Source organism: Nocardiopsis alkaliphila YIM 80379 (assembly GCF_000341005.1).
GTDB lineage: Bacteria > Actinomycetota > Actinomycetes > Streptosporangiales > Streptosporangiaceae > Nocardiopsis > Nocardiopsis alkaliphila.
On record NZ_ANBD01000001.1, the window covers coordinates 55789 to 81372 of the forward strand.

The following is a 25584-nucleotide window of genomic DNA, read 5'->3' on the forward strand; positions in this document are numbered from 1 at the left end:
CGTGACCACACCCGTCACCGAGACCGGCTCCGTCACCGCGCGTGGCCGGGCGGCGTTCCACCGGCTGCGCGTGTCCGCCGTCGAGCGCCTGTGCGAGGACGCCGTCGCCGTCACCTTCGACGTCCCCGACCACTTGGCCGAGGAGTTCGCGTTCGCCCCGGGGCAGTCGCTGACCCTGCGCCGTGAGATCGACGGTGTGGAGGAGCGGCGCAGCTACTCCATCTGTTCGGCGGTCGGTGAGGCGCCCCGCGTGGGCGTACGCCTGGTCGCCGATGGCCTGTTCTCCACCTGGCTGGTTCGCGAGGTGGCGCCGGGTGACGAGGTCGAGGTGGGCGTGCCGACGGGTCGGTTCAGCCCCGACCTGACCGTATCCGCCCGCCACGTGCTCGTCGCCGCGGGTTCGGGCATCACCCCGGTGTTGTCCATGGCGGCCTCGTTGCTGCGTCGCACCGACTCCCACGTCACCCTGCTCTACGGCAACCGCCGCAGCGACACGGTGATGTTCGCCGACGAATTGGCCGACCTCAAGGACGTCTTCGGACCGCGTCTGGAGTTGGTGCACGTACTCTCGCGGGAGCCGCGCGAGGCGGAGTTGTTCACCGGCCGCCTGGACGGGGCCAAACTGAAAGCCCTGCTGTCCACCATCATCGCCGCCGACGCGGTCGACCATTGGTGGTTGTGCGGCCCCTACGAGATGGTCACCGACGCCCAGAAGGTGCTGTCCGAGCATGGGGTGGCCGGGGACCGGGTCCACCAGGAGTTGTTCTTCGTCGAAGGGGCCGAGCCGCCGCCGCAGGCGCGCCACGCCGACCCCGAGGTGGAGGGCCCGGCCAGCGAGGTCACCGTGGTCCTGGACGGTCGCACCACCGAACTGACCCTGCCCCGAGGGGTACCGGTGCTGGACTCGGCTCAGCGCTACCGCCCGGACCTGCCCTTCGCCTGCAAGGGCGGGGTGTGCGGGACCTGTCGTGTCAAGGTGTGCGGTGGTGAGGTCGAGATGGTGCGCAACTACGCGCTCACCCCCGCCGAGGTCGACGCCGGGTACGCGCTGGCCTGCCAGTCGCTGCCCATCACCGACACCGTGACCGTGGACTTCGACTCGTGAGCGGGGACAGGGCGCCCGAGAAGCGCAACGAGACCGCGTGGCGGATGTTCGAGGCCGACCGGGCCTCCAAGAACCTGGGCATGCGCCTGTTGGAGGCCACCGAGGGACGCGCGGTGGTGGAGATGGTGGTGGGGCCGCTCATGGTCAACGGCCACAACATCGCCCACGGTGGGTTCATGTTCACCCTGGCCGACACCGCCTTCGCTTGCGCGTGCAACGTGGACGGCGGTGAGGTGACCGTGGCCTCCGGAGCCGACATCACGTTCGTGGCGCCGGCCCATGAGGGCGATGTCCTGGTGGCCACCGCCCAGGAGCGGCTGCTCTTCGGACGCAGCGGCCTCTACGACGTCACCGTGCGCCGGGGCGAGGACGTCATCGCCGAGTTCCGGGGACGTAGCCGTACCCTGCCCCGACGGGGGTAGGGGCGCTGGTGGCGTCGTGTCGTGGTCTTCGGTGGGCGGTACCACCGTGGTGATGGGTGTTACCGCCCGTGGGCGATTGTCGAGTCCGTTTCCCCTCCGTCCTTTCGTGCCGGCCCTATCCGCCGTGTACGAAGTCTCGGCCGGGGCTCCCAACCGGTTCTCCTGTCCCTGGTCGGCAGCGGCCGAGAGCCGACCGGGTCGGCGAACGCGCAGCCGTCGGGAGGGCGAGGGATCGGGGAGTGCCTTCAACGCAGGTTCGCATGTTCCCGCTGGTGGTGGGTGGTGGGTCGCTAAACGTAGGAAACATGGCCATATGAGGCCATCATTGCCAGAAGGCTTCTCCGGGAGATTTTCCCCAGGTCGTAGCCCACGTGCGCATTTCGATGTGATGTGGGGCACTCATCTAATGTTTCCCGATACCTGATAATTTGCGTCCATCCCAGGGCAACCACCGGCCGTGCCCCGACGGTGCGGATTCCACCAGGTGATCCCTCACCCTGGGTTGGAGATCCTGCCATGTCCCGTCGTGCTCGGATGCGCGCCATCGCCCTTGCGGCACTCGTGTTCATACTGCCCACCCTGCCCACGCCGGCCCTCGCCGAAGAAGGGGTGGAGGTCACTTCCGCCGACTATCCCACCGGGAACGGATTTCACGGATCTCCTGGCCGGCCCGGCGACTTCACCTTCTCCAGTCATGGGGCCGAGGACGTTCAGAGTTACTTCTACGGCCTTAACGATGGCACCTGCGTCCATGAGGCCGTGCCCGAAGAACCGGGTGGGTCGGTGACGGTGACCCTCACCCCGCGCCACGCGGGCCCCAATAACATCTACGCGCGTACGGTGGACGTCTCCGGTGGGTCCTCCTCCTGTGTGCTCGTCTACTCCTTCCTGGTAGCCCCGCCCAGTGACCCGGTGGCCCACTTCCCCTTCGACGAAGGTCAGGGGAACCGTGCGGCCGATTCCGTCAACCCCGGTCAGGGGCTCACCCTGCCCGAAGACGCGGAATGGGTTCGCGGGCGTGTCGGGGCCAACGAGAGCCCTGATACCAACCCCTTCCCGCGTTTGGAAGGCACAGCCATCCACATCGACGGTCCGACCGACGGTGAGATCACGGCCGATCACTCCACCCTGGATACCTCGGGTTCCTTCTCGGTCTCCACCTGGGTGAAGCTGGACCACGCCCACGCCGATCACATCGCCGTCGCCCAAGAGGGAACCGCGCAGAGCGCCTTCCATCTCGGCTACCAGGGTGAGACCGACCAATGGGTGTTCAGGATGTCCCCCGAAGAGGGGGCGCCGCACGTCCCTCGGGAGTGGACGGTGGCCGCGTCCACGACTCCCGCCGAAGTCGGCGTGTGGACTCACCTGCTGGGCACCCACGACGACCGGACCGGTGAGATCACCCTCTACGTCGACGGCCTCGAACAGGGAACCGCCGCTCATCCGGAGGCCTGGAACGCCCAGGGGCCACTCGCCATCGGGCATGCCCCGTCCCAAGGTGCGGGCGAGCACCATTGGCCTGGAGCCATCGACGACGTTCGGGTCTGGGACCGCTTGGTCCTGGACGAGATCGTGTCCGCCTCCGAGACCGATTCGGAGGTGTGGCGGCTGGCCAACGGTCCGATCGCGGCCGAAGGCCGGTGGATGCTCGACGAGTGGGACGGCACGACCGTGGCCGACGCCACCGACCACGGACTCGACGCCGTCCTGTACGGCGATCCACTCGCCGTTTGGAACGTCGCCGAGAACGACATCACCTTCTCTCCCGCGATGCGACTGAACGGTGACCAGGAGTACGTCGAAGCATCCGGCCCCGCCCTGCGTACGGACCGCGGCTTCAGTGTCGCGGCCTGGGTGCGTTTGGACGAGGCGGGCCAGGGCATCGATGCCACCGCCGTCAGCCAGGCCGGCACGCACCAGAGCGGTTTCCAGCTGGGCTATCAAGGGTCCATGGACGCATGGGTGTTCAAGATGGCCCCACACGACGACGCGGTCATCTCGGACGAGAGCGGATGGACCCAGGCCACCTCCCCCTGGAACGCCCAGCCGGGAGAGTGGACCCATCTGGTGGGTGTCTACGACCACACCGGCGGTGAGTCGGTGCTTTATGTCGACGGCGTCGAGGCGTCCCGAGTGGCGGTGGAACATGCTTGGCACGCCAATGGTTCGCTCCGGGTCGGTAGTGCCCAGAGCGGTGGTTCCAACACCGATCACTGGCCTGGCGACATCGACGACGTGCACGCCTATCAGGGGGTCTTGAGCGACAGAGCGCTCTCCCATGTCCAGATGGGTTTCTTCGCTCCCAGCCGGCACTGATCAAAAGTCTGAAGGAAATAGGCCACGTGGGGTACCGCCGGTCGTGGTAACGGAGCCGGCGGCACCCTACTTCTTCCGGTGGACCCCCGGAGTGGAGGGCCCCGAGCCACCCCAGGCGAATCCTGCCCGAGGCGGGGCGGCGAGGGCCCTGATCAGGGTGGACCCACCCGCCCTCACCCATGAGGGCATGCACCCGGCCGGAAAGGGCTGGAAGTCGACATCGGCCAAGCCCCGCGTTCCTGGAAACGCGCCGGTGATGCCGTGCGTGTCGACCACCGGGTCGGATGCGAGTGGATGGCGGTCCTCCGTCGAGCCGCCGGCTCCGCGGACCGTCACCGGCACGAGCGCCATCACGACGGCAACGTACTTCTCCATGGGGTCCTCCTCGCCGACCGTGACCCCTCGACGGCGAGGGGTGATGCGGGTCATGGGCCCGATTCGTTAGCGCTAACATGAAGTGAGTCAACCCCTTTTGCTTTGTTCGTGGGGAGCTTTGCCTTGAAGGGGGTCGGGTATGTTAGCGCCCACTGGGTTTTCCAGCGATTGGCCAGGCGTGGAACCCTGATCACTCTCCGTGAGCAGGATCGAAGGGGAAATCTTCGCCACGGTTTCCAACGTACCGATCACATGGCCTGGTCACCGCCCCGAGGAGGCGAGTGACGGGCTCAGCCGGCCAAGGAGTTTTGGTGGACCACCCTTCATCTTCCGTCCGGGTGAACCGCGAACCCGCGATGACGGACGTCGCCCGGCTCGCGGGAGTCTCCCATCAGACGGTCTCCCGTGTGCTCAACGGTCACCCCAACGTTCGGGAAGAGACCCGGCTGCGGGTCCGCGCCGCCATCGCCCAGTTGGGCTACCGCCCCAACCGGGCGGCCCGGACCTTGGCGACGGGCCGCTCTCAGCTGATCGGGGTGGTGGCGCAGAACTCTACGCTTTTCGGCCCCTCGTCGCTGCTGGCCGCCTTCGAACTGGCCGCCGCCGCACAGGGGTTCGTGGTCAGTGTGCGTCGGGTCAAGGTCCTGGACCGGGACTCCATCACCGCCGCCGTGGAACACCACCGGGAACAGCGTGCCGCGGGCATCGTGGTGATAGCGCCGACAGCGGCGGCCGACGAGGCCCTGGCCGAGGTGCCGACCGACACGCCCCTGGTGACGGTGGACGGCGACCCCGAACGTGCCGGAGCGGCCCTGGTGACCGTGGACCAGGAGGCGGGGGCCCGCCTGGCCGTTCGGCACCTGTTGGAGGCCGGACACGAGACGGTCTGGCACGTGTCCGGTCCCGCGGACTGGTTCGACGCCGCCGGCCGCATGCGGGGGTGGCGGCGGACCCTGGAGGAGGCGGGTGCGGAGGCGCCGCCGGTCAGCCCGGCGGACTGGAGCGCCGCCTCGGGATACCGGGCCGGCCTGATGCTCGCCCGGATGCCGGAGGTGACGGCGGTGTTCGCCGCCAACGACCACCTCGCCCTGGGGATCCTGCGGGCGATGTACGAACGCGGTCGTTCCGTACCCGGGGACGTGAGCGTGGTCGGGTTCGACGACGTTCCCGAGGCGGGCTACTTCATCCCGCCCCTGACCACCGTGCGGCCCGACTTCGATACCGTGGCGGCCCAGGCACTCAGTCTGTTGCTCTCGGGCATCTCCGGCGAGGAGAACGGCACCGCCCGTCGGGTCGTCACCCCCACCCTCGTCGAACGCGACAGCGTAGGCTCCCCGACCCGGTGACCGGACCTCCCAGCATCGCGACCCGTCGGCGCGGGTGTACTCAGGCTCGGAACCAGGGGCATCGACGGATCCGGGCGATCCGACCGACCTCGGCTCGGGCCGGCCGGATCACTCCGTCTAACGGTTCAGGTCCAAGGAACCCTCCTCAGACACCCGGTCGGGCTCTCCACCTCCGCCGGGTCCACCTGGCCATAGGCGCGACCGCAGTCCCGGCAGGATCGGGGCGGTGCCGCCCACGCGACGCTTGTTGTAGATGTCGAAGGCCACCGCCAACAGCAACACCAGGCCCTTGATGAGTTGCTGCCAGTCCACACCCAGACCGATCAGTGACATGCCGTTGTTGAGCACGCCCATGACCAGGGCACCGATGACCGCACCGACCACGCTGCCCACTCCACCGGCGGCGGAGGCCCCACCGATGAAGGCCGCCGCGATGGCGTCCAGTTCGAACATGGTGCCCGCTCCGGGGGTGGCGGCGTTGAGCCGCGCGGTGAACACGAGCCCGGCCAGGGCCGAGAGCACCCCCATGTTGACGAACACCCAGAACGTGACCCGTTTGGTGCGGATGCCCGACAACGCCGCGGCCCGTTCACTGCCGCCCACCGCGTACACGCGCCGCCCCATGGTGGTGGAACGCATCACGAAGGCGTAACCGGCGATGAGCGTGACCAGGAGCAGGCCCACCAAGGGCAGACCGTTGTGGGCGGCCACCGAGTAGGTGAACGCCATGACCGCGACGACCACCACCACCGAACCCGCCACGGTGGCCGCCATCGGGGGCACCGGAAGGCCACGGGACCGGGACCGGATCCGGGAACGCCACTGGATCCACACGATCGCCGCGGCGCCGAGCGCGCCCAGGACCAGGGTGGGCGGGTGCGGGCCCTCGGTCTGTCCGGGCAGGAACCCGCTGGCGATGGTCCGTAGCGACTGCGGCAGTGGGGCGATGGACTCCCCGCCCAGCACCGCCAGGGTGGCGCCGCGGAAGATGAGCATCCCGGCCAGGGTGACGATGAACGCGGGTACGCCCACGTAGGCGATCCAAAAGCCCTGCCAGGCACCGATCAGTGCGCCCAGCAGCAGCGCGGCCGGTACCACCACGAGGGTCGGAAGCCCCCACGAGGTGAGCATGATCGCCGACACCGCGCCGGTGAAGGCCACCACCGATCCCACCGACAGGTCGATGTGACCGGTGATGATCACCAGCATCATCCCGATCGCCAGGATCAGGATGTAGGAGTTCTGCATGATCAGGTTGGTGATGTTGAGCGGGGTGAGCAGCAGCCCGCCGGTCAAGACCTGGAACAGGACGATGATCGCCACCAGGGCGATGGCCATGCCGTATTGGCGGGTGTTGCCCCGCGACAGGCCCCTTGGACGGGAGCGCGGAGAGGTTCGCTTCAGGTGCTTCACGTCGGGTCACCGATCCGGGTCATGAGTCGCATCAACTTCTCCTGGTCGGCCTCGGCCCGGGCCACCTGGCCGGTGACGCGCCCCTCGCACATGGCGTAGACGCGATCGCACATGCCGAGGATCTCCGGTAGTTCCGAGGAGATGAGCAGCACGCAGGCGCCCTCGGCCGCCAAACGGCGCACGATCAGGTAGATCTCGTACTTGGCGCCCACGTCGATGCCGCGGGTGGGCTCGTCCAGGATCAAGAGTTCGGGGCGAGTGAACATCCACTTGCCCAGCACGACCTTTTGCTGGTTGCCGCCGCTGAGGGTGCGCACGGTCTGGTTCACACCGTGGCTGCGTACCCGCATGTCCTGGCTCATGCGCCGGGCCTCCACCGTTTCCAGTCCTGGGTCGATGACGCCCCGGGCGGAGACGCGCTCCAGCGCGGCCAGCGTGGTGTTGCGGCGGACGTCGTCGTCCAGGACCAGCCCCAGGGACTTGCGGTCCTCGGGCACGTAGGCGACCCCGGCGGCGATGGCGTCGGCGACGTCGACCACGCGCAGTTCCTCACCGTGCCGCAGCAGGGAGCCTCGAACGTAGCGGCCGTAGGAACGCCCGAACAGACTCATCGCGAACTCGGTGCGCCCGGCGCCCATGAGGCCGGCCAGGCCCACGACCTCGCCGGTCCTCAAAGTGAGGTCGATCCCCTCCACCACGCGTCGGCCCGCCTGGGTGGGGTGGTCCACCGTCCAGTCGCGCACTTCGAAGCGGACCGGGCCGATGTCGCCTTCGCGGTCGGGGTAGCGCTGGTCCAGGTCCCGCCCGACCATCCCGCGGATGACACGGTCCTCATCGACCGAGGGTCGGCCCCGCGCGTCGCGTTCCACGGTCAGGGTCTCCACCGTGCGGCCATCGCGCAAGATGGTGACCTCGTCACTGACCCGCATCACCTCCCCGAGCTTGTGCGAGATGAGCACACACGCCACACCCTGCTCCCGCAGGTCCAGCAGCAGCTCCAGCAACCGGTCGCTCTCGGTTTCGTTGAGCGCCGAGGTCGGCTCGTCCAGGATCAGCAGCCGCACGTCCTTGGCCAGCGCCTTGGCGATCTCCACCAGCTGTTGGGCACCGATACTCAGCTCTGAGACGGCGGTGGCGGGGTTCTCCTCCAAGCCGACCCGGCGTAGCAGTTCGCGCGTCCGGGCGTGGGTGGCGCCCCAGTCGATGACGCCGAATCGGGACTCCTCGTGCCCCAGGAGGACGTTCTCACTGATGGACAATTGCGGGATGAGGGCGAGTTCCTGGTGGATGATGGCGATCCCGGCCCGCTCACTGGCGGACACGTCGGCGAACGCCCGGGGCTCGCCGTCCACCTCCACCGAACCGGTGTAGGAACCGGCCGGGTGCACGCCGCTCAGCACCTTCATCAGCGTGGACTTGCCGGCCCCGTTCTCGCCCATCAGGGCATGGACGCTTCCCCGTGCCACGTCCAGCCAGACTCCATCCAGGGCCCGGACCCCGGGGAACTCCTTGCGGATGTCACGCATCCGCAATAGGGGTCCAGGGGGTGCGGGCATGGTGTGCGCGGTGCTCATTCGAGCTCGGACTCCTCGTAGTAGCCGCTCTCGACCAGGACCTCGTGGTAGTTGTCCAGGTCCACCGACACCGGCTCCAGGAGGAAGGACGGCACGACCTTGACCCCGTTGTCGTAGGTCTCGGTGTCGTTGACCGGAACCTCCTGGCCGTCCAGGAGCGCCTCGGTCATGTCGACGGTCTGGGCCGCCAAGGCCCGGGTGTCCTTGAAGACGGTCTGGGTCTGTTCCCCGGCGATGATCGACCGGACCGAGGACAGGTCGGCGTCCTGGCCGGTGATGATCGGCAGCGGTCGGGCGTCGGTACCGTAACCCACCGCGCGCAGGGACTCGATCACTCCGAGGCTGATGCCATCGAAGGGTGACAGGACCGCGTGCACCTCCTCGTCGGAGTAGTTGGCGCTGAGCAGGTTGTCCATGCGGGACTGCGCGATGGAGCCGTCCCAGCGGGGGGTGGCGATCTGCTCCATGGAGGTCTGGCCGCTCAGGACCTCCAACGTGCCATCGTCGATGTGGGGCTGGAGAACCGACATGGCGCCGTCGTTGAAGAAGTAGGCGTTGTTGTCGTCGGGCGAGCCACCGAACAGCTCGACGTTGAACGGGCCGTCCTCGTCCTCCAGGTCCAGCGAGTCGACGATGTACCGACCCTGGATGACGCCGACCTCGAAGTTGTCGAAGGTGGCGTAGTAGTCGACGTTCTCGCTGCCCATGATGAGCCGGTCATAGGCGATCACCGGGATGTCGCTGTCGGCGGCCATGTCCAGGACGTCCCCCAGGGCCTCGCCGTCGATGGACGCGATGACCAGGGCGTCCACGCCCCGGGTGATCATGTTCTCGATCTGGGAGAGCTGATCCTGGACGACGTCCTCGGCGTACTGCAGGTCGGTGCCGTAGCCGCGTTCGGTGAACTCGGCGACCATGTTGGCGCCGTCGTTGATCCAGCGCTCCGACGACTGGGTGGGCATGGCGATGCCGATGACGCCGTTCTCGCCGTCGGGGCGGGCGGCGTCGCCGACCCCGCCGCAAGCGGTCAGGACCAGTGCCGCGCCGATCAGTGCGGCGGTGGCGGGTACGTGTGGTGGGCGTGACATCGGGGTCCTTCTTTCTCATCGGTACGGGAGTGCGTTCGCGGGAGAGGGGGTCGATTCAGCCGCGGGTGGCCAGGGTGATGACGGACCAGGAGACGGGCGGCAGCACCGCGGTGAGCCGTCCCCCCTCCAAGCGCACGTCCTTGGCGGGTCGGGGGACGACCCGGTCGGGGACCCGCATGGTGTTGGTGGCGTAGGGATCGTCGTCGGTGAGGGTTTGGGCGTTGGTGACCGCGGTGGGGGTCAGGGCGTTCAGGTCGGCGTCGAAGGTGAGCGCCTGGTCGGTGGAGCGGTTGACCACGAACAGTGAGGTGGCCCCGTCCTCCTCGGAGTGGGTGAGTACCGCGTCGGCCACGGGCACCGTGCCGTGGCGCTCGGTGCCGTAGGTGGGAGCGTTCAGATGGGTGCGCAGCACCTGGCCGCGGGCCGCGCGCGCGGTCAGCGCGAAGGGGTGGAAGATGGTCTGTCGCCAGGCCGCGCCGCCCGGTTCGGTCATGATCGGGGCGATGACGTTGGCGAGTTGGGCCTGGCTCGCGGCGGTGACCCGGTCACTGTGCCGGAGCAGGCTGATGAGGAGGTTGCCGACGACGACGGCGTCGGCGACGTTGTACCGGTCCTCGATGACGCGTGGCGCGACCCGCCAGTCGTCGGTGGGTTGCAGGGCCGCCTCGGCCTGGTGCCGGCTCAGGTACCACACGTTCCACTCGTCGAAGGACAGCTGGATGCGCTTGGGGTCGCGCAGCTTGGCGCCCACGGCGTCGGCGGTGGCGGCCACCGAGTCGATGAAACCGTCCATGTCGGTGGCGCTGGCCAGGAAGGAGCCCAGGTCACCCTCGTGCTCCTCGTAGTAGGCGTGCAGGGAGATGTGGTCGACGGCGTCGTAGGTCTCCTCCAAAACGGTGGCCTCCCACGCACCGAAGGTGGGCATGGTGGAGCCGGAACTGCCGCATACCACCAGTTCCAGGTCGCGGTCGGCCATCTTCATGGCGCGGGCCGTCCGTGCGGCCTTGCGTCCGTAGGCGCGGGCGTCCAGGTGGCCGATCTGCCAGGGGCCGTCCATCTCGTTGCCCAGGCACCACATACGGATGCCGTGGGGGTCGGGATGGCCGTTGGCGATCCGCTGGTCGGACAGGTGGGTTCCGCTCGGGTGGTTGCAGTACTCCAGCAGGTCCAAGGCCTCCTGGACGCCGCGGGTGCCCAGGTTGACCGCCATCATCGGCTCGATGTCGAGTCCTTGGCACCAGGTCATGAACTCGTCGAGACCGAACCGGTTGGTCTCGATGCTGTGCCAGGCCAGGTCACGGCGGACCGGCCGCTGGTCTCGAGGGCCGACCCCGTCCTCCCAGCGATACCCGGAGACGAAGTTGCCCCCGGGGTAACGCACGGTGGTGACGCCGAGCTCGCGGACGAGGTCGGCCACGTCCTGGCGCAGCCCCTGGGCGTCGGCGGTGGGATGCCCGGGTTCGTAGATACCGGTGTACACGCAACGGCCCATGTGCTCGACGAAGGAGCCGAACGTGCGCCGGTGGACGGGGGCGACCGACTCGGTGGTGTCGACGTGCAAAGAGGCGTTGAGCATGGGTCTCCTCGGTTGGTGGCGGGCCCGGTCCGTGGGGAACCGGGCCCTTGGTCCTTCCCACGGTCGCTACCGGACGTAGGGCCGGCCGTCGTCGGTCCAGTGCAGTTCTCGGATGGTCATTCGCAAGTCGAAGTCCGGGCCCAGGTCGGTGTCGGCGGTCACGGCCGGGTCGGTGGCGTTGAAGTCGTTGCTGGGAAAGGGCTCCACGACCGGGCCTCGGTCGACCCAGGCGTGTCCGGGGTCCTCGGGATCGAGCGTGGTGTTGGTGGCCAGGCCGACGACCGAACGGTTGGATCCGAAGATCGAGGTCGCGTAGTACAGGTGATAGGTGCCGTTGGCGTGGTGGGTCTCGGGTGCCCACAGGGCCTCCACACCGGGGACGGACTCGGTGATCCACCCAGGGATCGTGTCCCAGACGGTGCCCGTGAAGCTCCAGTGCTCTCCGTCCGGCGGGCTAGGGACCTGGATGGTCCCGTCGCCGCTCTCGGCGTTGCCGGTGCCGAAGGCGTACCAGTCCTGGCCTTGACCACCGGGGTACAGGCCCGGGTCGTGGACCCGGAGCCCGCCCGCGAAGGGGCGCGGGTGGTCGGGTCGGTATCCGGCCAGTGGCGGACCGGGATTGTCGGGTGGCCGGTCCCGGTCGTCGCTCGCGGTGGTGGCCGCGGTCGAGGGCACATGGATGCTCAGTGCGGCGAGCCTGGTCACGGTGGTGATGAAGGCCAGGGTGCGGGGGAGGGGACTTCGCATGGTTTGAGCTCCTCGAAGTTTCTTCTCAGCCCTTGATCCCGGCTCCGGCCACACCGGTGACGATGTGTCGTTGGAACAGTAGGAAGACGACGAGAAGGGGAAGCGCTCCCAGTACGGCGGAGGCCATGACCTGCGCGTACTGGATCCCGTAGCCACCCATCACCGTTCCCATTCCCACGGGAAGGGTCATCGTGTCGGGGTCGGTCGTGACGAGGAACGGCCACAGGAAGTTGTTCCACGCGCCGATGAAGGTGAAGATGCCGACCGCGGTCAGGATGGGGCGGGACAACGGCAGCATCACGTTCCACAGGATTCTCAGGGAACCGGCACCGTCGATCTTCGCGGCGTCCTCGTAGTCACAGGGAATGGCGTCGAAGAACCGTTTGAGGATGAACACGAACACGGGCGCGACCACCTGTGGCAGGGCGATCCCCCAGTAGGTGTCCACCAGTCCCAACTGGGTCATCAGGATGAACTGGGGAACGATCAGGGTCTGCGGCGGGATGAGGATGCCGCCGATGATCAGTGCGAACAGCCACGGGCGGCCGCGGAAGTCGAAGCGGGAGAACCCGTAGGCGGCCGGCACGCACACGATGAGGGTCAAGGCGGTGACGATCGAGGTCGTGACGAACGAGTTGAACGTCCACCGGATGAGGTCCCCGCGGCCCAGTACCTGTGCGTAGGCGTCGAAGGTGGGGTCGGCCGTGAACCAGGTCGGGGGCGTGATCGTGGTCTCGCCCTCGGGTTTGATCGAGGTCGCGAACGACCATAGCAGCGGAAGTAGCCACAGCAGGGCCGCCAGAACGGCGACCGTGTAGAGGGCGATCCGTCCCACGTCCGGTCGGGGCCCGCGCCGAAGGGCTCCGGGGCGTTCGGTGACGGCGGTCGGTGCGGGACGGTCGGTGGTGGTGGCCATGTCACGCCTCCTTCCGGGAGAAGAGACGGAACTGCGCCACGGAGGCGATGATGATCAAGACCATGAACACGTAGGCCATGGACGAGGCCAGGCCGATGCGCAGCCCGACGAAACCGGAGTCGTAGATGTACTGGATGACGGTGCGGGTGGCGAAGTTGGGGCCGCCCCCGGTCATCAGGTAGATCTGCTCGAACACGCGAAGCGAACCGATCAATTGCAAGATGGTGATCAGCACCGTGGTGCGAAAGAGCAGTGGCAGGGTGATCCGGCCGATGCGCTGCCAGGCGCCCGCGCCGTCGATCGCGGCGGCCTCGTACACGTCCTTGGGGATGGACTGCATGGCGGCCAGGTACAGCAGGTAGTTGAACCCGACCTGCCACCACGCCGTGGCGATGACCACCGATGCCATCGCGGTGTTCTCGCTGAACAACCACTCGGAGCCCTCGAACCCGAGCCGGCCCAGGATCCCGTTGAACAGTCCCAGGCTGGGGTTGTACATCCACTCCCACATGAGGGCCATGACCGCCACCGGCAGCACGAACGGCGCGAAGAAGGAAAACCGCAGGAACCACCCCAGCCGTCGGGCGTGGTCGGTGAGCAGGGCCAACCCCAGGGCGAGCAGCACCATGACCGGGACGCTCAGCACGGTGAACACGAGGGTGTTCCACAGTGACTCGTACAGCGCCCGGTCGGTGAACGTCTCGTTCCAGTTGTCGAGTCCGATGAAGGAGACGGGGCCGCCGGCGAGGCTGCGGTCGGTGAACGTGTAGCCCAGGCCCACGATCGCGGGCCAGACCAGGAAGAGCAGGTAGAAGGCGAGGAAGGGCAGGACGTACCAGAGTCCCGTCCAGGTGGCGGGCCTGCGGTGGACGTCCACCAACCCGGATCCGGCCGCGCCGGACCCCTGAACGCGTGAGGTGTGTGTGCGCTCGGACATGTTCGCCTCTCACACCGGGGCCGGAGCGTTGGTCATGGCGTGGAAGGTCCGTTTGAGCTGTCGCAATGCTTCCTCGGGTGTCCGGGTGCCCTGGTGGAGCGCCGTCAGCGGACCGGTGGCCTCGTCCTGCAAACGCCCGGCCGAGCCGCTGAACCAGGCCTCGGGCTCGAACTGGACGTTCTCGGCGGCCTCGCGGTACTCCGACTGCGGGTGTAGCTGGTCGTACTCCTGGCTTTCGGCGACCGGAAGGTAGGCGGGGACGTGGCCCGCGCCCTCGGACCAGGAGAGGCTGTGCCGCAGCATCCACGCCGCGTAGTCCAGGGCCGCCCGGGTCCGTTCGGGGTCGCGGTCGCGCTGGTGCGGGAACACGTAGCAGTGCGAGTCGCCCCGGGTCCGGTGGTTACCGAAGACGTTGGGGAACTGGGTGACGGAGAAGGACACATCCGTGGCGTCCAGTGTGGTCATCTCCCAGTTGCCGTGGATCATCAGCCCTGACCGGCCGTTCGCCAGGTTGGCGGAGGTGTCCGCGCCCTGGGACACCCGCGGGGACAGGCCTTCCTCGGAGAGCCGGTAGAGGAATTCCATGGCGGCCAGGGCCTTGTCGTCGTCCATCTCGAAGTCGTCCTCGCCGAAGACGAGCTCACCGTCCTGTTGGCGGTACAGCGCCCAGAAGTTGGACCAGGGCCCCCAGGTGTCGAGAGAGAGCCCGAAACCGCCGGTGGCGGCCTTGATCTCGCGGAGGGCGTCGACGTAGGTGTCCTTACCGTCGAGTGGTATGAGCCTGTCGCGGGAGTCCAAGAGTCCGACCTCCCGGCACACGTCCAGGTTGTAGAACTGCACCAGCAGATGGGTGTCCAACGGGATCGCGTAGAGCCGTCCCTCGAAGAAGCACTCTTTCCAGATGTTGGGCAGGAACATGGTCTCGTCGATCCCGGCTTCGGCCAGGGCCGACGGGTCGATGGGGTCCAATAGGCGCCCCGGGGCCAGACTCTCCAGCCGGGAGACGTGGACGGTGGCGATGTCGGCCCCGCGCCCTCCGGCCGCGCCCATGGCGACCTTGGTGTAGAAGGGCGCTCCCCACTCGAAGGTGGTGGCGCGGAAGTCGACGTCGGTGTGTTCCGCCTGGTAGGCCTCGTGCATCTGGAGCATCCGCAGACCGTCACCCCCGCCGAAGAGGTTCCACTGACGCAGTCGGGTGCGGTCAGAGGCCAGGGGGTCGTAGGTGCCGCACCCGGCCGCGGTGACCGCGGCCGTGGTCAGCACCGCGGTGAGCAGTGCCCTGCGTTCGACACCGTGTGCGGGCGGTGGAGGGGAGAGGGATGGTCGGTTAGAAGCGTCGCGCACGGTGTTCTCCTTGCGCTGTGGGGGGTAGGAGGGCCCTGCACGGCCCCCTCTGGGGGTGTTGCGCCTGGGCGCGGGTGCCGGTCGCTCAGACCGGGACGTACTCGATGCCGACCAACTCGCACAGGACCTTCCAGTCCTGGGCGATGTGGCCGGAGTTCATGACCATGTGGTGTGTGCCGCCCGCGCGGAGCCAGGCGTCCATGCAGCCCCGCACCCCTGAGGAGGGCCGGAACTGTCCGTAGGGCATCTCCAACGCGGGAAGTTCGGGGGAGTCCAGGACCTCGCCCTCGGCCACCACCAGGCGGAACCGTTCTCCACCCAGGGCGACCAGGGAGGCCAGGGTCGCCGGTCCCGGGCGGTAGCGGAACAGGATGGTGGGCGGATCGGCCAGACCACCGATGCCCAGGGGGCGTTTGATCAGCCGTACCGGTTCGTCCTGGCGGGCCAGACGCCAGTTACCTTCGCCCATGTGGCTCATCAGGATGGAGTCGCTGGGAAAGTCCATGGCGTACATCTCGGTGAAGTGCCCGTCCCCGGCGAGCCGGTGGCCCGCGTAGACGATCGATGAGGCCAGGACGTCGCCCTCACCGGCGAACCCGTACCCCTGAGCCATCAGGGTGGAGGCCGCGGCCATGGGCAGGCGGGCGAAGCGGCCGTCCTCACCGATGGCGTCGAAGTGCGTGGAGTAGGCACCGCACCCGGACTCCTCCAATAGCCGTTCGATGCCCAGTTGCATGCGGGCGTGGTCCTCGCGCTCCTCCTTGGAGAGTCGCTCGTCCACGTCGAACACGTCGTCCTCCCAGGCGAGGAGATCGCTCACCGCCTGGGAGGGCAGGTCGGCCATGGCGCGGTGCAGGGTTCCGGGGGCGATGACGTGCACCTCGGGGCCGAGCCTGCGCAGCAGCGCAGTCTCGTCCACCCGGGCGTCGCCCATACCGTTCATCGGATACCCGAACACGCCCACGCGCAGCCGCCGCAACGCACTGACGGTGTGGGCGGCCCGCGCCCAGCGGTCCACGCGTTCGACGAAGTCCGGGCTCTGCCGGTCACCGGTGATGACGTCGAAGTCGACCCCCGCGCGGACGAGGGCGTTCGCGGTGTCCTGGGCTCCGTGGATGCCCTGGTTGTAGGTCATGTCGTCCATGTCCCAGGAGGCGCTCACCGCCGGGTCGGGCTGGGTGTTGGCCAGGGCCACGGGCAGTCGGGTCTCGGTCAGCGCACGGGTGACGCGGAGGGAGGGGCCGTAGGTGAGCATGACCACGAGGACCCCGTCGAGGCCTTGGCCCTCGAAACCGCGGATCGCCCGCTCGGCGTCCTCGCGGCCCCGGACCGGTGGGGCGACGGTCCATTCGGCGACCTCGGAGAGTCCTTCGGCGAGCCTTTGGGCATAGGCGGCCTGGTGTTCGGTGATACCGGGGATCATGGCGTCGTAGAGCGGCTGCATGATGCCGAGCAGACCGATCCGGGGACGGCCGGTGCGCACCGCCGGGTTCTCGCTCGCGGGGGGCGTGGGTAGGGGCACGGCGCTTCCTTACTGTCCGTAGGCGTTCTGGTAGCGGTGGTAGAGGGCGTCGACCTCTTCCTGGGGAAGGCGTTCCACGGGCCCGCCCTGGCGGGCTATGTGGACGGTGCGGGCCACGTCTTCGCACATCACCGCGGCCTTGACCGCGGCTTTCGCGGTGGCGCCGATGGTGAACACTCCGTGTCCGCGCATCAGGACGGCCGGCGATCGGTGGCCCTCCAGGGTCGCGACGATCCCCTTGCCGATGGAGTCGTCGCCGATGAGCGCGAACGGGCCCACCGGGATGTCCCCGCCGAACTCGTCGGCCATCGCGGTGATGGCGCAGGGGACGGCCTCGCCCCGGGCGGCCCAGCCCGTGGCGTAGGGGCTGTGGGTGTGCACCACCCCGCCGACGTCGGGGCGGGCCCGGTAGACGTAGGCGTGCGCGTCGGTGTCGCTGGAGGGTTTGTGGTGTCCCTCCACCAGCCGCCCGTGCAGATCGCACACGACCATGTCCTCCGGGCGCAGGTCCTCGTAGGAGACGCCGCTGGGCTTGATCACCATCAGGTCGGCGCCGGGGACACGGGCCGAGACGTTGCCGCTGGTCCAGGTGACCAGGTTCCATCGGAGTAGTTCCCCGTGCAGTTCGCACACGGTCAGGCGCAGGCGGTCCACCTCGTCGCGATGGTGTGCCGGCTGCCGTTGGAGCGGGTCCGTTCGGGTCTGGTCCGTCGAGTTCATCGCTTCCCCTCGGTAACGGGGTCGGTGGTGAGGGCGGTGCCCCGCAGGGCGCGCAGCCGACGCAGGCTGTCGCTGCCGCCGCGGCCGAAATGGTCGTGGAGTTCGCCGTAGATCGTGAAGAGGGGGTCGTAGGCGGCGACCCGACGAGGGTCGGGGTCGACGGTGGCCTCGCGGACCCGGCCCATCGCCTCGGACGCGGAGTGGATGTCGCGGTAGGCTCCGGCCGCTACGGCGGCGTGGATCGCCGCCCCCACCGCGCAGCTGTGCTCGGTGTCCACCACGCGCAGGGGACGGTCGAGAACGTCCGCGTACACCTGGAGGACGAAGGGGTTGCGCACCAGGCCGCCGCCGATGGTGAGGTCGTGTACCGGTACGCCCGCTTCGGTGAAGGCCTCGATGATGGTGCGAGTGCCGAAGGCGGTGGCCTCCACCAGGGCTCGATAGACCTCCTCGGGACGGGTGGCCAAGGTCATCCCGACCAGGACTCCGGACAAGGAGTGGTCGACCAGCACCGAGCGGTTGCCGCTGTGCCAGTCCAGGGCCACCAGGCCGTGCTCGCCCACGGCGGCCTCGGCGGCCTTGTCGGAGAGCAGGTCGTGCACGGACATCCCGCGTTCGGTGGCCTCGTGGTGGTAGGCGGGCGGCACATGGGTGTCGACGAACCAGGCGAAGATGTCGCCCACACCGCTCTGGCCCGCCTCGTAGCCCCACATGCCGGGAGTGACGCCGCCCAGGGCCATGCCGCACATACCCGGTACTTCGGCCAGGACCTCGGAGTTCATCACGTGGCAGGTGCTGGTTCCCATGATGGCGAGCATCCGCCCGGGCGCGGTGGTCTGTGCGGTGGCGGCGGTGACGTGGGCGTCGATGTTGCCGATCGCCACCGGGACGCCCTCGGGCAGGCCGGTCCAGTCGGCGGCCTCGGCGGTGAGCCCACCGGCCCGCTCACCCAGTTGGGACAGGGGGTGGTCGAGCTTGTCCTCGACGAAGTCGGTGAAGCGGGGATCCAGGGCGGCCAGGAAGTCCTTGGTGGGCCAGGCGCCGTCCTGATGGATGCCCTTGTAGCCGGCGGTGGCCACGTTACGGGTCTCGTGCCCGCACAGTCGCCAGACGATCCAGTCGGCGGCCTCGATCCAGCGCTCGGTGCGGTCGTAGGTCTGGGGATCGTCGCGCAGTACCTGCAGGGCCTTGGCGAACTGCCATTCGGAGGAGATCCTTCCGCCGTAGCGGGGTAGCCAGGACTCCTCGCGACGAGCGGCCAAAGCGTTGATCTCGTCGGCCTCGGGTTGGGCGGCGTGGTGGCGCCACAGCTTGGGCCAGGCGTGCGGGCGGCCCTCCCATCCGGGAAGCAGACACAGCGGGGTGCCATCGGAGGTCGTGGGCAGCACGGTGCAGGAGGTGAAGTCGGTGCCGACACCGATGACCTGGGCAGGGTCCACACCGGCCGCGCGCAAGGCGGCGGGGACGGCGTTCCGTAGGACCCCCAGATAGTCCTCGGGGTGTTGCAGGGCGGTCTCGGGTTCGAGTGGTTCGCTTCGTCCGGGGAGATGGTCGGTGATGACGCCGTGGGGATAGACGTACCGAGCCGAACCCAGTTCGGTGCCATCGTCGACCCGGACCACGACGGCGCGTCCGGACAAGGTTCCGAAGTCGATCCCCACCACTACCGCATCGGGGCTCATGTTCTTCGAATCAGGCTTGTTGGCGCTAACATTCAGGGACAAAAAGGATTCCCTTCTGGGCTGTACGCACCGAATAGGCCCCTGTGATCGCCGAAGACCAAGCACTCCAGGGGGTCGAGTGTGATCTGGGCAATTATTGTTGGCGCTAACATCAACGAAAGTCAACCCCGAACGGCCTCGCGCACGAAAGCGCCCGTGTCCTCTTCCGGACACGGGCGCTCCGACACCGGGCCTCAGCCGCCGGAGGCGGGTACGGTGACCGCCTCTCGTTCGGGCACGGCAGAACGGTCCAGCAAGCCCGCGGTGACCGCGATGCCCAGGCCCACCACGGCCAGCACCGCGCCGATGGCGGCGGGTGAGGCGTAACCCAGACCCATCGCGATGCCCACGCCACCCACCCAGGCGCCACCGGCGTTGGCCAGGTTGAACGCGGAGTGGTTGGAGGCCGAGGCCAGGCTGGGTGCGGCACCCGCACGGCTCATCACCAGGACCTGGAGCGGTGCGGTCACCCCGAATCCAACGGCGCCCAGTACCACCACACCGAGCGCGGCGGTCCAGGGGTGGTGCACGGCCATGGTGAACAGCGCCAATACCAGGGCCAGGCTCGTCAGGGAACCGTAGATGGTGGGGCGGAGCCAACGGTCGGCCAAGGGGCCCACCAGCAGGGAACCCAGGGTCATGCCCACGCCGAACAGTGCCAGGAAGACGGGCACACCGGCAAAGGACATACCGGCGAGCTCGGTCATCATGGGCGAGATGTAGCTGTAGACGGCGAAGACCCCCGCGAACCCGAACACGGCCGTGAGCAGGCCCAGCACCACCTGTGGCTTGGCCAAGGCGGAGAACTCACCGCGCAGGCCACCGTGCCGACCGATCGGCACGTGCGGTACCCAGCGGGCCACACCGAGCAGGGACAGGCCGGCGATCACCGCCACCACCAGGAAGGCGGTACGCCAACCGGTCAGTTGCCCCAGCAGGGTGCCCGCCGGGACCCCGACGATGTTGGCGATGGTCAGACCGAGCATCACCCGGGCCACCGCCGTGGCCCGGCGAGCCGGTCCCGCCAGGTGCGCAGCGACCAGCGCCGCCACCCCCAGGTAGGCACCGTGGGGGATCCCCGCCAGGAACCGGGCGGCCAACACCGTCAGGTGCGTGGGTGCCAGCACGGTGAGCAGGTTGCCCAGCAGGAAGACCCCCATGAACAGCAACAACGCGTTCTTGCGAGGAAGCCGGGTGCTCAGGGCGGTGAGTAGGGGAGCACCCACCACCACGCCCAGCGCGTAGGCGGAGATGAGGTGCCCCGCGGTGGGGATGGCGATCTCGAGATCGTCGGCGACCTCGGGCAACAGGCCCATGATGACGAACTCGGTGGTTCCGATGGCGAAGGCCCCCAGAGCCAAGGCGAACAGGGCCAAGGGCATGGCTGTGCCCCCTTCCGGGCGGTGGGCGGAGTGTGTGGCCGAGACTGCGGAGGGGTCAGGTGTCGCGTGGGTCGGGAGCGAGGACCTCACACGTGTGGAGCGCGTATTTAGCACGTGCTAAATCAAGGATGTCACCGATGTTCGTCGACCGTCAACGCTGTGGTACGTGATCTGTCTCGCGCCGGGTGGGGAACGGATCACGTGCTCAAGGGTGCGGGGGAGCGGTGCTATCGCGCACCGTGAGCGTGGTCGGCAGCACCACGTGGGTGTTCTCGGTTCGGCCTTCCTCCAGGCGTTCGGCCACCGCCCCGAGGGTGAGTTCGGCGATCCGGTTCACGTCCTGGCGAACCGAGGTCAGTCTCAAGAACGACAATCGTGCGGCCCGACTGTCGTCGTAACCCACCACGGACACGTCCCCGGGCACGGAACGACCCGCGCGGAGCAGGGTCTCCATGAGGCCGCGCGCGGACTGGTCGTTACAGCACACCACGGCCGTGGGCAGCCGTCCTCGGGCCAACAACGCGCTCGCGGCGCGGGCGCCCGCCTCCTCGGTGTAGGCACCGGGCACCAGGTCCACGTACGCCTGCAGACCGTGCTCTCGCATGCCTTCCAGATAACCGGCTCGGCGTTCGGGTGCGCTGGGCAGGTCACCGCCGTGCACGTGTGCGATCCGTCGGTGCCCCAAGGAGACCAGGTGGTCGACCGCCTGGCGTACCCCCCGGACGGCGTCGGTGCGCACGCTGTCGGTCCCCGCCGCGTTGGTGCGCTGCCCGATCTCCACCACGGGGACCCGCTCGGCGACGCGGGCCAGGTCCTCAGGGGCCTGCGCGGACATCCCGATCAGTATCAGTGCCTCACAGCGCAGCCCCACGAGCTCGTCGATCGCCTGGCGCTCGGTCCGGTTGGCCAACATGGCGCTCAGCGCGACGCTGTAGTCGTGTCGGGCCGCTTCCGGATACAGGGCCTCGACCAGGTCGGCGTCCATCGGATGCTCCATGGTGAACAGCACCCCCACCTGGCGGCTCCGCGCACGGCGCAGTAGTTGAGCGGCGGTGTCGGCGCGGTAGCCCAGCTCTTCGGCGGCCCGTAGCACCCGTTCACGGGTTCGGGTGCTGGGTCCGGGGCGATCCCCCAACACCAACGAGACCAACTGCCGTGAGACGCCCACGTGCGCGGCGACGTCGGCCATCGTCGGCCGCACGTTGCCGTTACTGCTGCCAGCCACCGTCGGTCTCCTCTCACGCAGGCGCATCGTATCGCCGTTCGTGAACCCCCACCGTAGGAGGAGAACCGATTCATGGAGACGGGTGTCAGATCCTGGGTTCCAGTGGTGGTCGCGGCATCCCAGCGCAAGGGGCGCGAGGCGTTTTCAGATCCACCAGGACCGAACATCACAGGGGCCGAAGAGGGGGTGCCGGTGCGAGCCGAGTACGTCACCGAGTGCTGGAAGGCTCGGGCCGACTTCACGGAGGTCCTCGTCCTGGAAGAGGAGACCGAGACACCAATGGAGGCCCCACAGGTGTGGGCCGCCGAAAACGACGGATCCGCTTGCCGTGGACGACGCGAACGGACAGAAGGAGCGGGACGTTCAGGCCAGTGGCTGGGGCATGGACTGCGACTACGCCATGGAGATCGCAAAGTCGCGAGAGAACCCGAGCCTGGATCGGGGGGATTTCCTGCATGGGAGCCGAGGCACCAAGAGCGGGATCTGGCAGTACGACGACTCGATGGTCTGTGGCCTCTTTTGGGACGAGGCGATCGGTTCCGATGGCTTCGCGATGCCCACCTATACCTACTCCCCTTGCCAGGAGGCCACGGTGCTGTCCTTGGGTGAGGAGATGGCTCTCTACAAGGAATCGGAGGTCGACTTCGGTCCCGTGACCCTGATCGACTTCCACGAACGGACTTGAACCCGGACATGGAAAAGCGGGGACGCGCCATCCGGCGCGCCCCCGCGAGGTCTGGTCGGCCCCACGTCCCCCAACGTGGGGGCCGACCGTGCGGCCGTCCACCGAAGACGGTGGGGCCGCTGGGAGGCGGATACGGCGATGGTTTCGTGTCAAAAACCCCCATTTTCGACACGAACGCGCGTATCCGCGAGGTCTGGCCGGGTCCCACGTCCCCCAACGTGGGACCCGGCTGCGCGGCCTACGCACTGAGTGCGGTCTGGCCGCTGGGAAGGCGGATGCAGCGATGGTTTCGTGTCGGAAACCCCCATTACCGACACGAGCGCGTGCATCCGCGCATGGTCTTTGGAGTGGTATCGCCGAAGCTTCGCACAGACTCTGGTGGGTTGTCGGGGTCGGGGTTTCGGTCTGGGGCGCTTCATCTGTGAGAACGCTTCTTATAGGTCAGGTGTTCCCACCTGCGGAACCGAATTTACGGCCTAGGCGGTAAAAACCGGGTGTGCACACGGGCACGGGTTGCCCATACTCGTGGGGAGATCGACCGGTGAAGGGGAGAGTGATGGTCGAAACGACCACTTCGTGGCGCTCCACGGGCCCGCGGAACTAGCGCTGGTCAGGAATTCCGGTGGGCGGGAGCGGCCGCCGAGGCTGCCCGAGCAGCCCATTCTTTACCCCGTGCTGAACGAGGACTACGCCATCCGGATCGCTCGAGAGCGGAATCTGACACGAAAGGGGGAGAGGCACGTCACCCGCTCCCCCACAGACCCGGTTCCGGTCATGGTATCCGGTGCGAGGGGCCGGCGGACGCACCATCGTGGAACTGTGGGTGCCCGTGGAGGAATTGGTCGAATTCAACGCACACGTCCATGGTCCGATCGAACTGGTGCGTTCCTTCCTCCTCAAGGCATGGCCCTGGGGCATAGGGGTGCGTGGTGGGCCCGGCGTTGGAACCCGCCAGGTGGGCCGGGCCTTTCGGGCGCGGGATTCAGCTGTGCTCGGGGGCGTGTGAGCACTCCAAGAGGGTGTCGATGACCTCTCCCAGCGCGTCGGCGAGCACGACCGGCTCACGATGCTCGGATCGCGTGGCGCGGCGCTGTCGGGGCACGGCGCCGTGGGGTCTCTGCTCGGCTGAGGTGGGGTGGTGGGGCTGCCGTCGGGGGTCGAGGGTGGTGGCCATGGGGGTGCCGGGCGGGCCGGGGAGGCACGCCCTCCTCCTTTTCCTCGTTCGTTCGGCCGGGGTGGCTCGCTGTGAAGGTTTTGTTGCCCGTCCCACCAGAGATAACACCTCGGAGTGACGTTCGGTGGATACGGAGCGTGCCTGTGGATGAACACGGGCCCCGAGGTGCCCAGCGGCATGGAATAGCCGGCGGCGAACCGGGGTTCGACATGATAGTTTCAGAGTAAACATTTTCCTTGGAAGCGGATGGGATCGGGGAACGGCCATGCAGTTCGGAATCTTCTCGGTCAGTGATGTCACGACCGACCCCACCACGGGACGTACGCCGACCGAGCACGAGCGGATCAAGGCGATGGTGACCATCGCGCTCAAGGCCGAGGAGGTGGGCCTCGACGTCTTCGCCAGCGGTGAGCACCACAACCGTCCGTTCGTGGCGTCCTCTCCCACGACCATGCTCGGTTACGTCGCCGCGCGTACCGAGAAGCTGATCCTGTCCACCTCCACCACGCTGATCACCACCAACGACCCGGTGAAGATCGCCGAGGACTTCGCCATGCTCCAGCACTTGGCCGACGGTCGGGTGGACTTGATGATGGGCAGGGGCAACACCGGCCCGGTCTACCCTTGGTTCGGCCAGGACATTCGCCAGGGCATCCCGCTGGCGCTGGAGAACTACAACCTGCTGCACCGCCTGTGGCGCGAGGACGTGATCGACTGGGAGGGCAAGTTCCGCACTCCGCTGCAGGGCTTCACCTCCACCCCGCGGCCGTTGGACGACGTGCCGCCGTTCGTGTGGCACGGCTCCATCCGCAGTCCGGAGATCGCAGAACAGGCCGCCTACTACGGTGACGGCTTCTTCCACAACAACATCTTCTGGCCCCCCACCCACACCCGAAAGCTCATCTCGCTGTACCGTCGCCGTTTCGAACACTACGGTCACGGCAAGGCCGACCAGGCCATCGTCGGGCTCGGTGGTCAGGTGTTCATGCGTAAGAACTCCCAGGACGCCGTCAAGGAGTTCCGTCCCTACTTCGACAACGCGCCGGTCTACGGTGGTGGTCCCTCCCTGGAGGACTTCACCCGGGAGACCCCGCTGACCGTGGGCAGCCCTCAGGAGGTCATCGACCGCACCCTGGGCTTCCGGGAGACGTTCGGCGACTACCAGCGTCAGCTCTTCCTGATGGACCACGCAGGCCTGCCCCTCAAGACCGTTCTGGAACAGTTGGACATCCTGGGTGAGGAGGTCGTGCCGGTGCTGCGCAAGGAATTCGCCGCGATGAAGCCGGCCCATGTGCCCAACGCTCCCACCCACGCATCGCTCCTGGCCGCCAAGGAACAGACCACAACGAAGACGGAGGAGACCCGATGACCCGCAAGCTGGTGACCGTCACGGCGGGGTTGAGCAACCCCTCCTCGACCCGTCTACTGGCCGATCGTTTGACCACCGCCGCCGAAGAGGCGCTGGTCGACCGTGGCGAACAGGCCCGGGTCCGTGTCGTGGAGCTACGCGAGGTGGCACACGACATCATGAACGCCATGACCACTCGGGTCCCCACGGGCGAATTGCCCGACGTCTTGGCCGACATCGCCGAGGCGGACGGTGTCATCGCGGTGACCCCGGTCTTCAACGCCTCCTACAGCGGCCTGTTCAAGTCGTTCTTCGACGTCATCGAACCCGGCACACTGGAGGGCACCCCGGTGTTGATCGCCGCGACCGGTGGTAGTCCACGCCACTCACTGGTGCTGGAGCACGCGCTGCGACCGATGTTCTCCTACACCCGCTCGGTGGTGGTGCCCACGGGCGTCTACGCCGCGTCCGAGGACTGGGGTGCCGGAGACGGTGGCGGTCGTGAACTGTCCGAACGGATCGCTCGGGCGGCCCGACAGTTGGCGATGCTGGTCACCGAGCACACCTCGGACGCCGTCGATCCCTTCGAGGAGCCCACGTCCTTCGCGGAGCTGATGTCCGGTTTGGGCCACTGATCGGGGCACTCTT

22 protein-coding genes and 1 pseudogene are annotated in these 25584 nt (G+C 68.0%); 8 read left to right on the forward strand and 15 right to left on the reverse strand.

What is annotated here, in order from left to right; translation table 11 throughout:
• Position 1 precedes the first annotated feature (1 nt).
• The 3 genes from paaE (at position 2) to D472_RS0100280 (ending at position 3843) form a co-directional block, all read left to right on the forward strand.
• Positions 2-1105 (forward strand): 1,2-phenylacetyl-CoA epoxidase subunit PaaE, encoded by a 1104-nt coding sequence (gene paaE, locus D472_RS0100270; protein WP_017602496.1) that lies wholly within the window; start codon positions 2-4, stop codon positions 1103-1105.
• Positions 1102-1527, forward strand: coding sequence for a hydroxyphenylacetyl-CoA thioesterase PaaI (gene paaI, locus D472_RS0100275; protein ID WP_017602497.1), 426 nt, complete (start codon positions 1102-1104; stop codon positions 1525-1527). The genes paaE and paaI overlap by 4 nt, the downstream gene beginning before the upstream one ends.
• A 516-nt stretch (positions 1528-2043) precedes the next feature.
• Positions 2044-3843 (forward strand): LamG domain-containing protein, encoded by a 1800-nt coding sequence (locus tag D472_RS0100280; protein WP_017602498.1) that lies wholly within the window; start codon positions 2044-2046, stop codon positions 3841-3843.
• A gap of 66 nt (positions 3844-3909) precedes the next feature.
• On the opposite strand, the gene D472_RS0100285 is transcribed toward D472_RS0100280, so the two are convergent.
• Positions 3910-4218, reverse strand: coding sequence for a hypothetical protein (locus D472_RS0100285; RefSeq protein WP_152447853.1), 309 nt, complete (start codon positions 4216-4218; stop codon positions 3910-3912).
• Positions 4219-4556: 338 nt separating this feature from the next.
• Between D472_RS0100285 and D472_RS0100290 the strand changes: the two genes are divergently transcribed.
• Positions 4557-5564 (forward strand): substrate-binding domain-containing protein, encoded by a 1008-nt coding sequence (locus D472_RS0100290; protein WP_017602500.1) that lies wholly within the window; start codon positions 4557-4559, stop codon positions 5562-5564.
• Positions 5565-5681: 117 nt separating this feature from the next.
• On the opposite strand, the gene mmsB is transcribed toward D472_RS0100290, so the two are convergent.
• The 13 genes from mmsB to D472_RS0100355 form a co-directional block, all read right to left on the reverse strand.
• Positions 5682-6902 carry a multiple monosaccharide ABC transporter permease gene (mmsB, locus tag D472_RS0100295; RefSeq protein WP_017602501.1) on the reverse strand — a complete coding sequence of 407 codons (1221 nt, stop codon included), beginning with the start codon at positions 6900-6902 and terminating at the stop codon, positions 5682-5684.
• A gap of 71 nt (positions 6903-6973) precedes the next feature.
• Positions 6974-8551 carry a sugar ABC transporter ATP-binding protein gene (locus D472_RS0100300; protein WP_017602502.1) on the reverse strand — a complete coding sequence of 526 codons (1578 nt, stop codon included), beginning with the start codon at positions 8549-8551 and terminating at the stop codon, positions 6974-6976.
• The gene (gene chvE / locus D472_RS0100305; protein WP_017602503.1) at positions 8548-9639 is read right to left on the reverse strand and encodes a multiple monosaccharide ABC transporter substrate-binding protein; all 1092 of its coding nucleotides are present in this window, start codon (positions 9637-9639) and stop codon (positions 8548-8550) included. The genes D472_RS0100300 and chvE overlap by 4 nt, the downstream gene beginning before the upstream one ends.
• 55 nt (positions 9640-9694) lie before the next feature.
• Positions 9695-11215, reverse strand: a complete 1521-nt coding sequence (gene arfA, locus D472_RS0100310) for an arabinosylfuranosidase ArfA (RefSeq protein WP_017602504.1) — start codon at positions 11213-11215, stop codon at positions 9695-9697.
• 66 nt (positions 11216-11281) lie between these two features.
• Complete coding sequence (locus tag D472_RS0100315; protein ID WP_017602505.1) at positions 11282-11962, reverse strand: family 43 glycosylhydrolase; 681 nt, start codon at positions 11960-11962, stop codon at positions 11282-11284.
• Between the two features lie 25 nt (positions 11963-11987).
• Positions 11988-12878: a carbohydrate ABC transporter permease gene (locus tag D472_RS0100320; RefSeq protein WP_017602506.1), complete on the reverse strand. Its 891-nt coding sequence runs from the start codon at positions 12876-12878 to the stop codon at positions 11988-11990.
• 1 nt (position 12879) lies between these two features.
• Complete coding sequence (locus D472_RS0100325) at positions 12880-13815, reverse strand: carbohydrate ABC transporter permease (protein ID WP_017602507.1); 936 nt, start codon at positions 13813-13815, stop codon at positions 12880-12882.
• 9 nt (positions 13816-13824) lie between these two features.
• Positions 13825-15159 (reverse strand): extracellular solute-binding protein, encoded by a 1335-nt coding sequence (locus D472_RS0100330; RefSeq protein WP_017602508.1) that lies wholly within the window; start codon positions 15157-15159, stop codon positions 13825-13827.
• Positions 15160-15244: 85 nt separating this feature from the next.
• Positions 15245-16681, reverse strand: a complete 1437-nt coding sequence (locus D472_RS0100335; protein ID WP_026117237.1) for an L-fucose/L-arabinose isomerase family protein — start codon at positions 16679-16681, stop codon at positions 15245-15247.
• A gap of 9 nt (positions 16682-16690) precedes the next feature.
• Positions 16691-17401 (reverse strand): L-ribulose-5-phosphate 4-epimerase, encoded by a 711-nt coding sequence (locus D472_RS0100340; RefSeq protein ID WP_017602510.1) that lies wholly within the window; start codon positions 17399-17401, stop codon positions 16691-16693.
• On the reverse strand, positions 17398-19083 hold the full coding sequence (gene araB, locus D472_RS0100345; RefSeq protein ID WP_033302790.1) for a ribulokinase: 1686 nt from the start codon (positions 19081-19083) through the stop codon (positions 17398-17400). Before araB ends, D472_RS0100340 begins: the two co-directional genes overlap by 4 nt.
• Before the next feature lie 233 nt (positions 19084-19316).
• The gene (locus D472_RS0100350; protein ID WP_017602512.1) at positions 19317-20504 is read right to left on the reverse strand and encodes an MFS transporter; all 1188 of its coding nucleotides are present in this window, start codon (positions 20502-20504) and stop codon (positions 19317-19319) included.
• A gap of 205 nt (positions 20505-20709) precedes the next feature.
• A complete protein-coding gene (locus tag D472_RS0100355; RefSeq protein ID WP_017602513.1) occupies positions 20710-21693 on the reverse strand; it encodes a LacI family DNA-binding transcriptional regulator in 984 nt (327 codons plus the stop codon).
• 364 nt (positions 21694-22057) lie between these two features.
• Here D472_RS0100355 and D472_RS0100360 point away from each other — a divergent pair, with 364 nt between their 5' ends.
• On the forward strand, positions 22058-22414 hold the full coding sequence (locus D472_RS0100360; RefSeq protein ID WP_017602514.1) for a hypothetical protein: 357 nt from the start codon (positions 22058-22060) through the stop codon (positions 22412-22414).
• 556 nt (positions 22415-22970) lie between these two features.
• A pseudogene (locus tag D472_RS28910) lies at positions 22971-23309 on the forward strand (ADP-ribosylation/crystallin J1); the annotation flags it as partial.
• An 87-nt stretch (positions 23310-23396) separates the two neighbouring features.
• Here the strand turns inward: D472_RS28910 and D472_RS0100370 are convergent.
• Complete coding sequence (locus D472_RS0100370; RefSeq protein WP_017602515.1) at positions 23397-23588, reverse strand: hypothetical protein; 192 nt, start codon at positions 23586-23588, stop codon at positions 23397-23399.
• 265 nt (positions 23589-23853) lie between these two features.
• Between D472_RS0100370 and D472_RS0100375 the strand changes: the two genes are divergently transcribed.
• Positions 23854-24957 carry an LLM class flavin-dependent oxidoreductase gene (locus tag D472_RS0100375; RefSeq protein WP_017602516.1) on the forward strand — a complete coding sequence of 368 codons (1104 nt, stop codon included), beginning with the start codon at positions 23854-23856 and terminating at the stop codon, positions 24955-24957.
• Positions 24954-25571: an FMN reductase gene (locus tag D472_RS0100380; RefSeq protein WP_017602517.1), complete on the forward strand. Its 618-nt coding sequence runs from the start codon at positions 24954-24956 to the stop codon at positions 25569-25571. Before D472_RS0100375 ends, D472_RS0100380 begins: the two co-directional genes overlap by 4 nt.
• Positions 25572-25584 lie beyond the last annotated feature (13 nt).

What these genes read in the sequence shown, in the direction of transcription:
- D472_RS0100280 (WP_017602498.1), top strand. Translation starts at nt 2,044, where the DNA reads ATGTCCCGTCGTGCTCGGATGCGCGCCATCGCCCTTGCGGCACTCGTG.
- D472_RS0100285 (WP_152447853.1), bottom strand. Translation starts at nt 4,218, where the DNA reads ATGGAGAAGTACGTTGCCGTCGTGATGGCGCTCGTGCCGGTGACGGTC.
- mmsB (WP_017602501.1), bottom strand. Translation starts at nt 6,902, where the DNA reads ATGGCCATCGCCCTGGTGGCGATCATCGTCCTGTTCCAGGTCTTGACC.
- D472_RS0100300 (WP_017602502.1), bottom strand. Translation starts at nt 8,551, where the DNA reads ATGAGCACCGCGCACACCATGCCCGCACCCCCTGGACCCCTATTGCGG.
- chvE (WP_017602503.1), bottom strand. Translation starts at nt 9,639, where the DNA reads ATGTCACGCCCACCACACGTACCCGCCACCGCCGCACTGATCGGCGCG.
- arfA (WP_017602504.1), bottom strand. Translation starts at nt 11,215, where the DNA reads ATGCTCAACGCCTCTTTGCACGTCGACACCACCGAGTCGGTCGCCCCC.
- D472_RS0100315 (WP_017602505.1), bottom strand. Translation starts at nt 11,962, where the DNA reads ATGCGAAGTCCCCTCCCCCGCACCCTGGCCTTCATCACCACCGTGACC.
- D472_RS0100320 (WP_017602506.1), bottom strand. Translation starts at nt 12,878, where the DNA reads ATGGCCACCACCACCGACCGTCCCGCACCGACCGCCGTCACCGAACGC.
- D472_RS0100325 (WP_017602507.1), bottom strand. Translation starts at nt 13,815, where the DNA reads ATGTCCGAGCGCACACACACCTCACGCGTTCAGGGGTCCGGCGCGGCC.
- D472_RS0100340 (WP_017602510.1), bottom strand. Translation starts at nt 17,401, where the DNA reads ATGAACTCGACGGACCAGACCCGAACGGACCCGCTCCAACGGCAGCCG.
- araB (WP_033302790.1), bottom strand. Translation starts at nt 19,083, where the DNA reads ATGAGCCCCGATGCGGTAGTGGTGGGGATCGACTTCGGAACCTTGTCC.
- D472_RS0100350 (WP_017602512.1), bottom strand. Translation starts at nt 20,504, where the DNA reads ATGCCCTTGGCCCTGTTCGCCTTGGCTCTGGGGGCCTTCGCCATCGGA.
- D472_RS0100355 (WP_017602513.1), bottom strand. Translation starts at nt 21,693, where the DNA reads ATGGCCGACGTCGCCGCGCACGTGGGCGTCTCACGGCAGTTGGTCTCG.
- D472_RS0100370 (WP_017602515.1), bottom strand. Translation starts at nt 23,588, where the DNA reads ATGGCCACCACCCTCGACCCCCGACGGCAGCCCCACCACCCCACCTCA.
- D472_RS0100375 (WP_017602516.1), top strand. Translation starts at nt 23,854, where the DNA reads ATGCAGTTCGGAATCTTCTCGGTCAGTGATGTCACGACCGACCCCACC.
- D472_RS0100380 (WP_017602517.1), top strand. Translation starts at nt 24,954, where the DNA reads ATGACCCGCAAGCTGGTGACCGTCACGGCGGGGTTGAGCAACCCCTCC.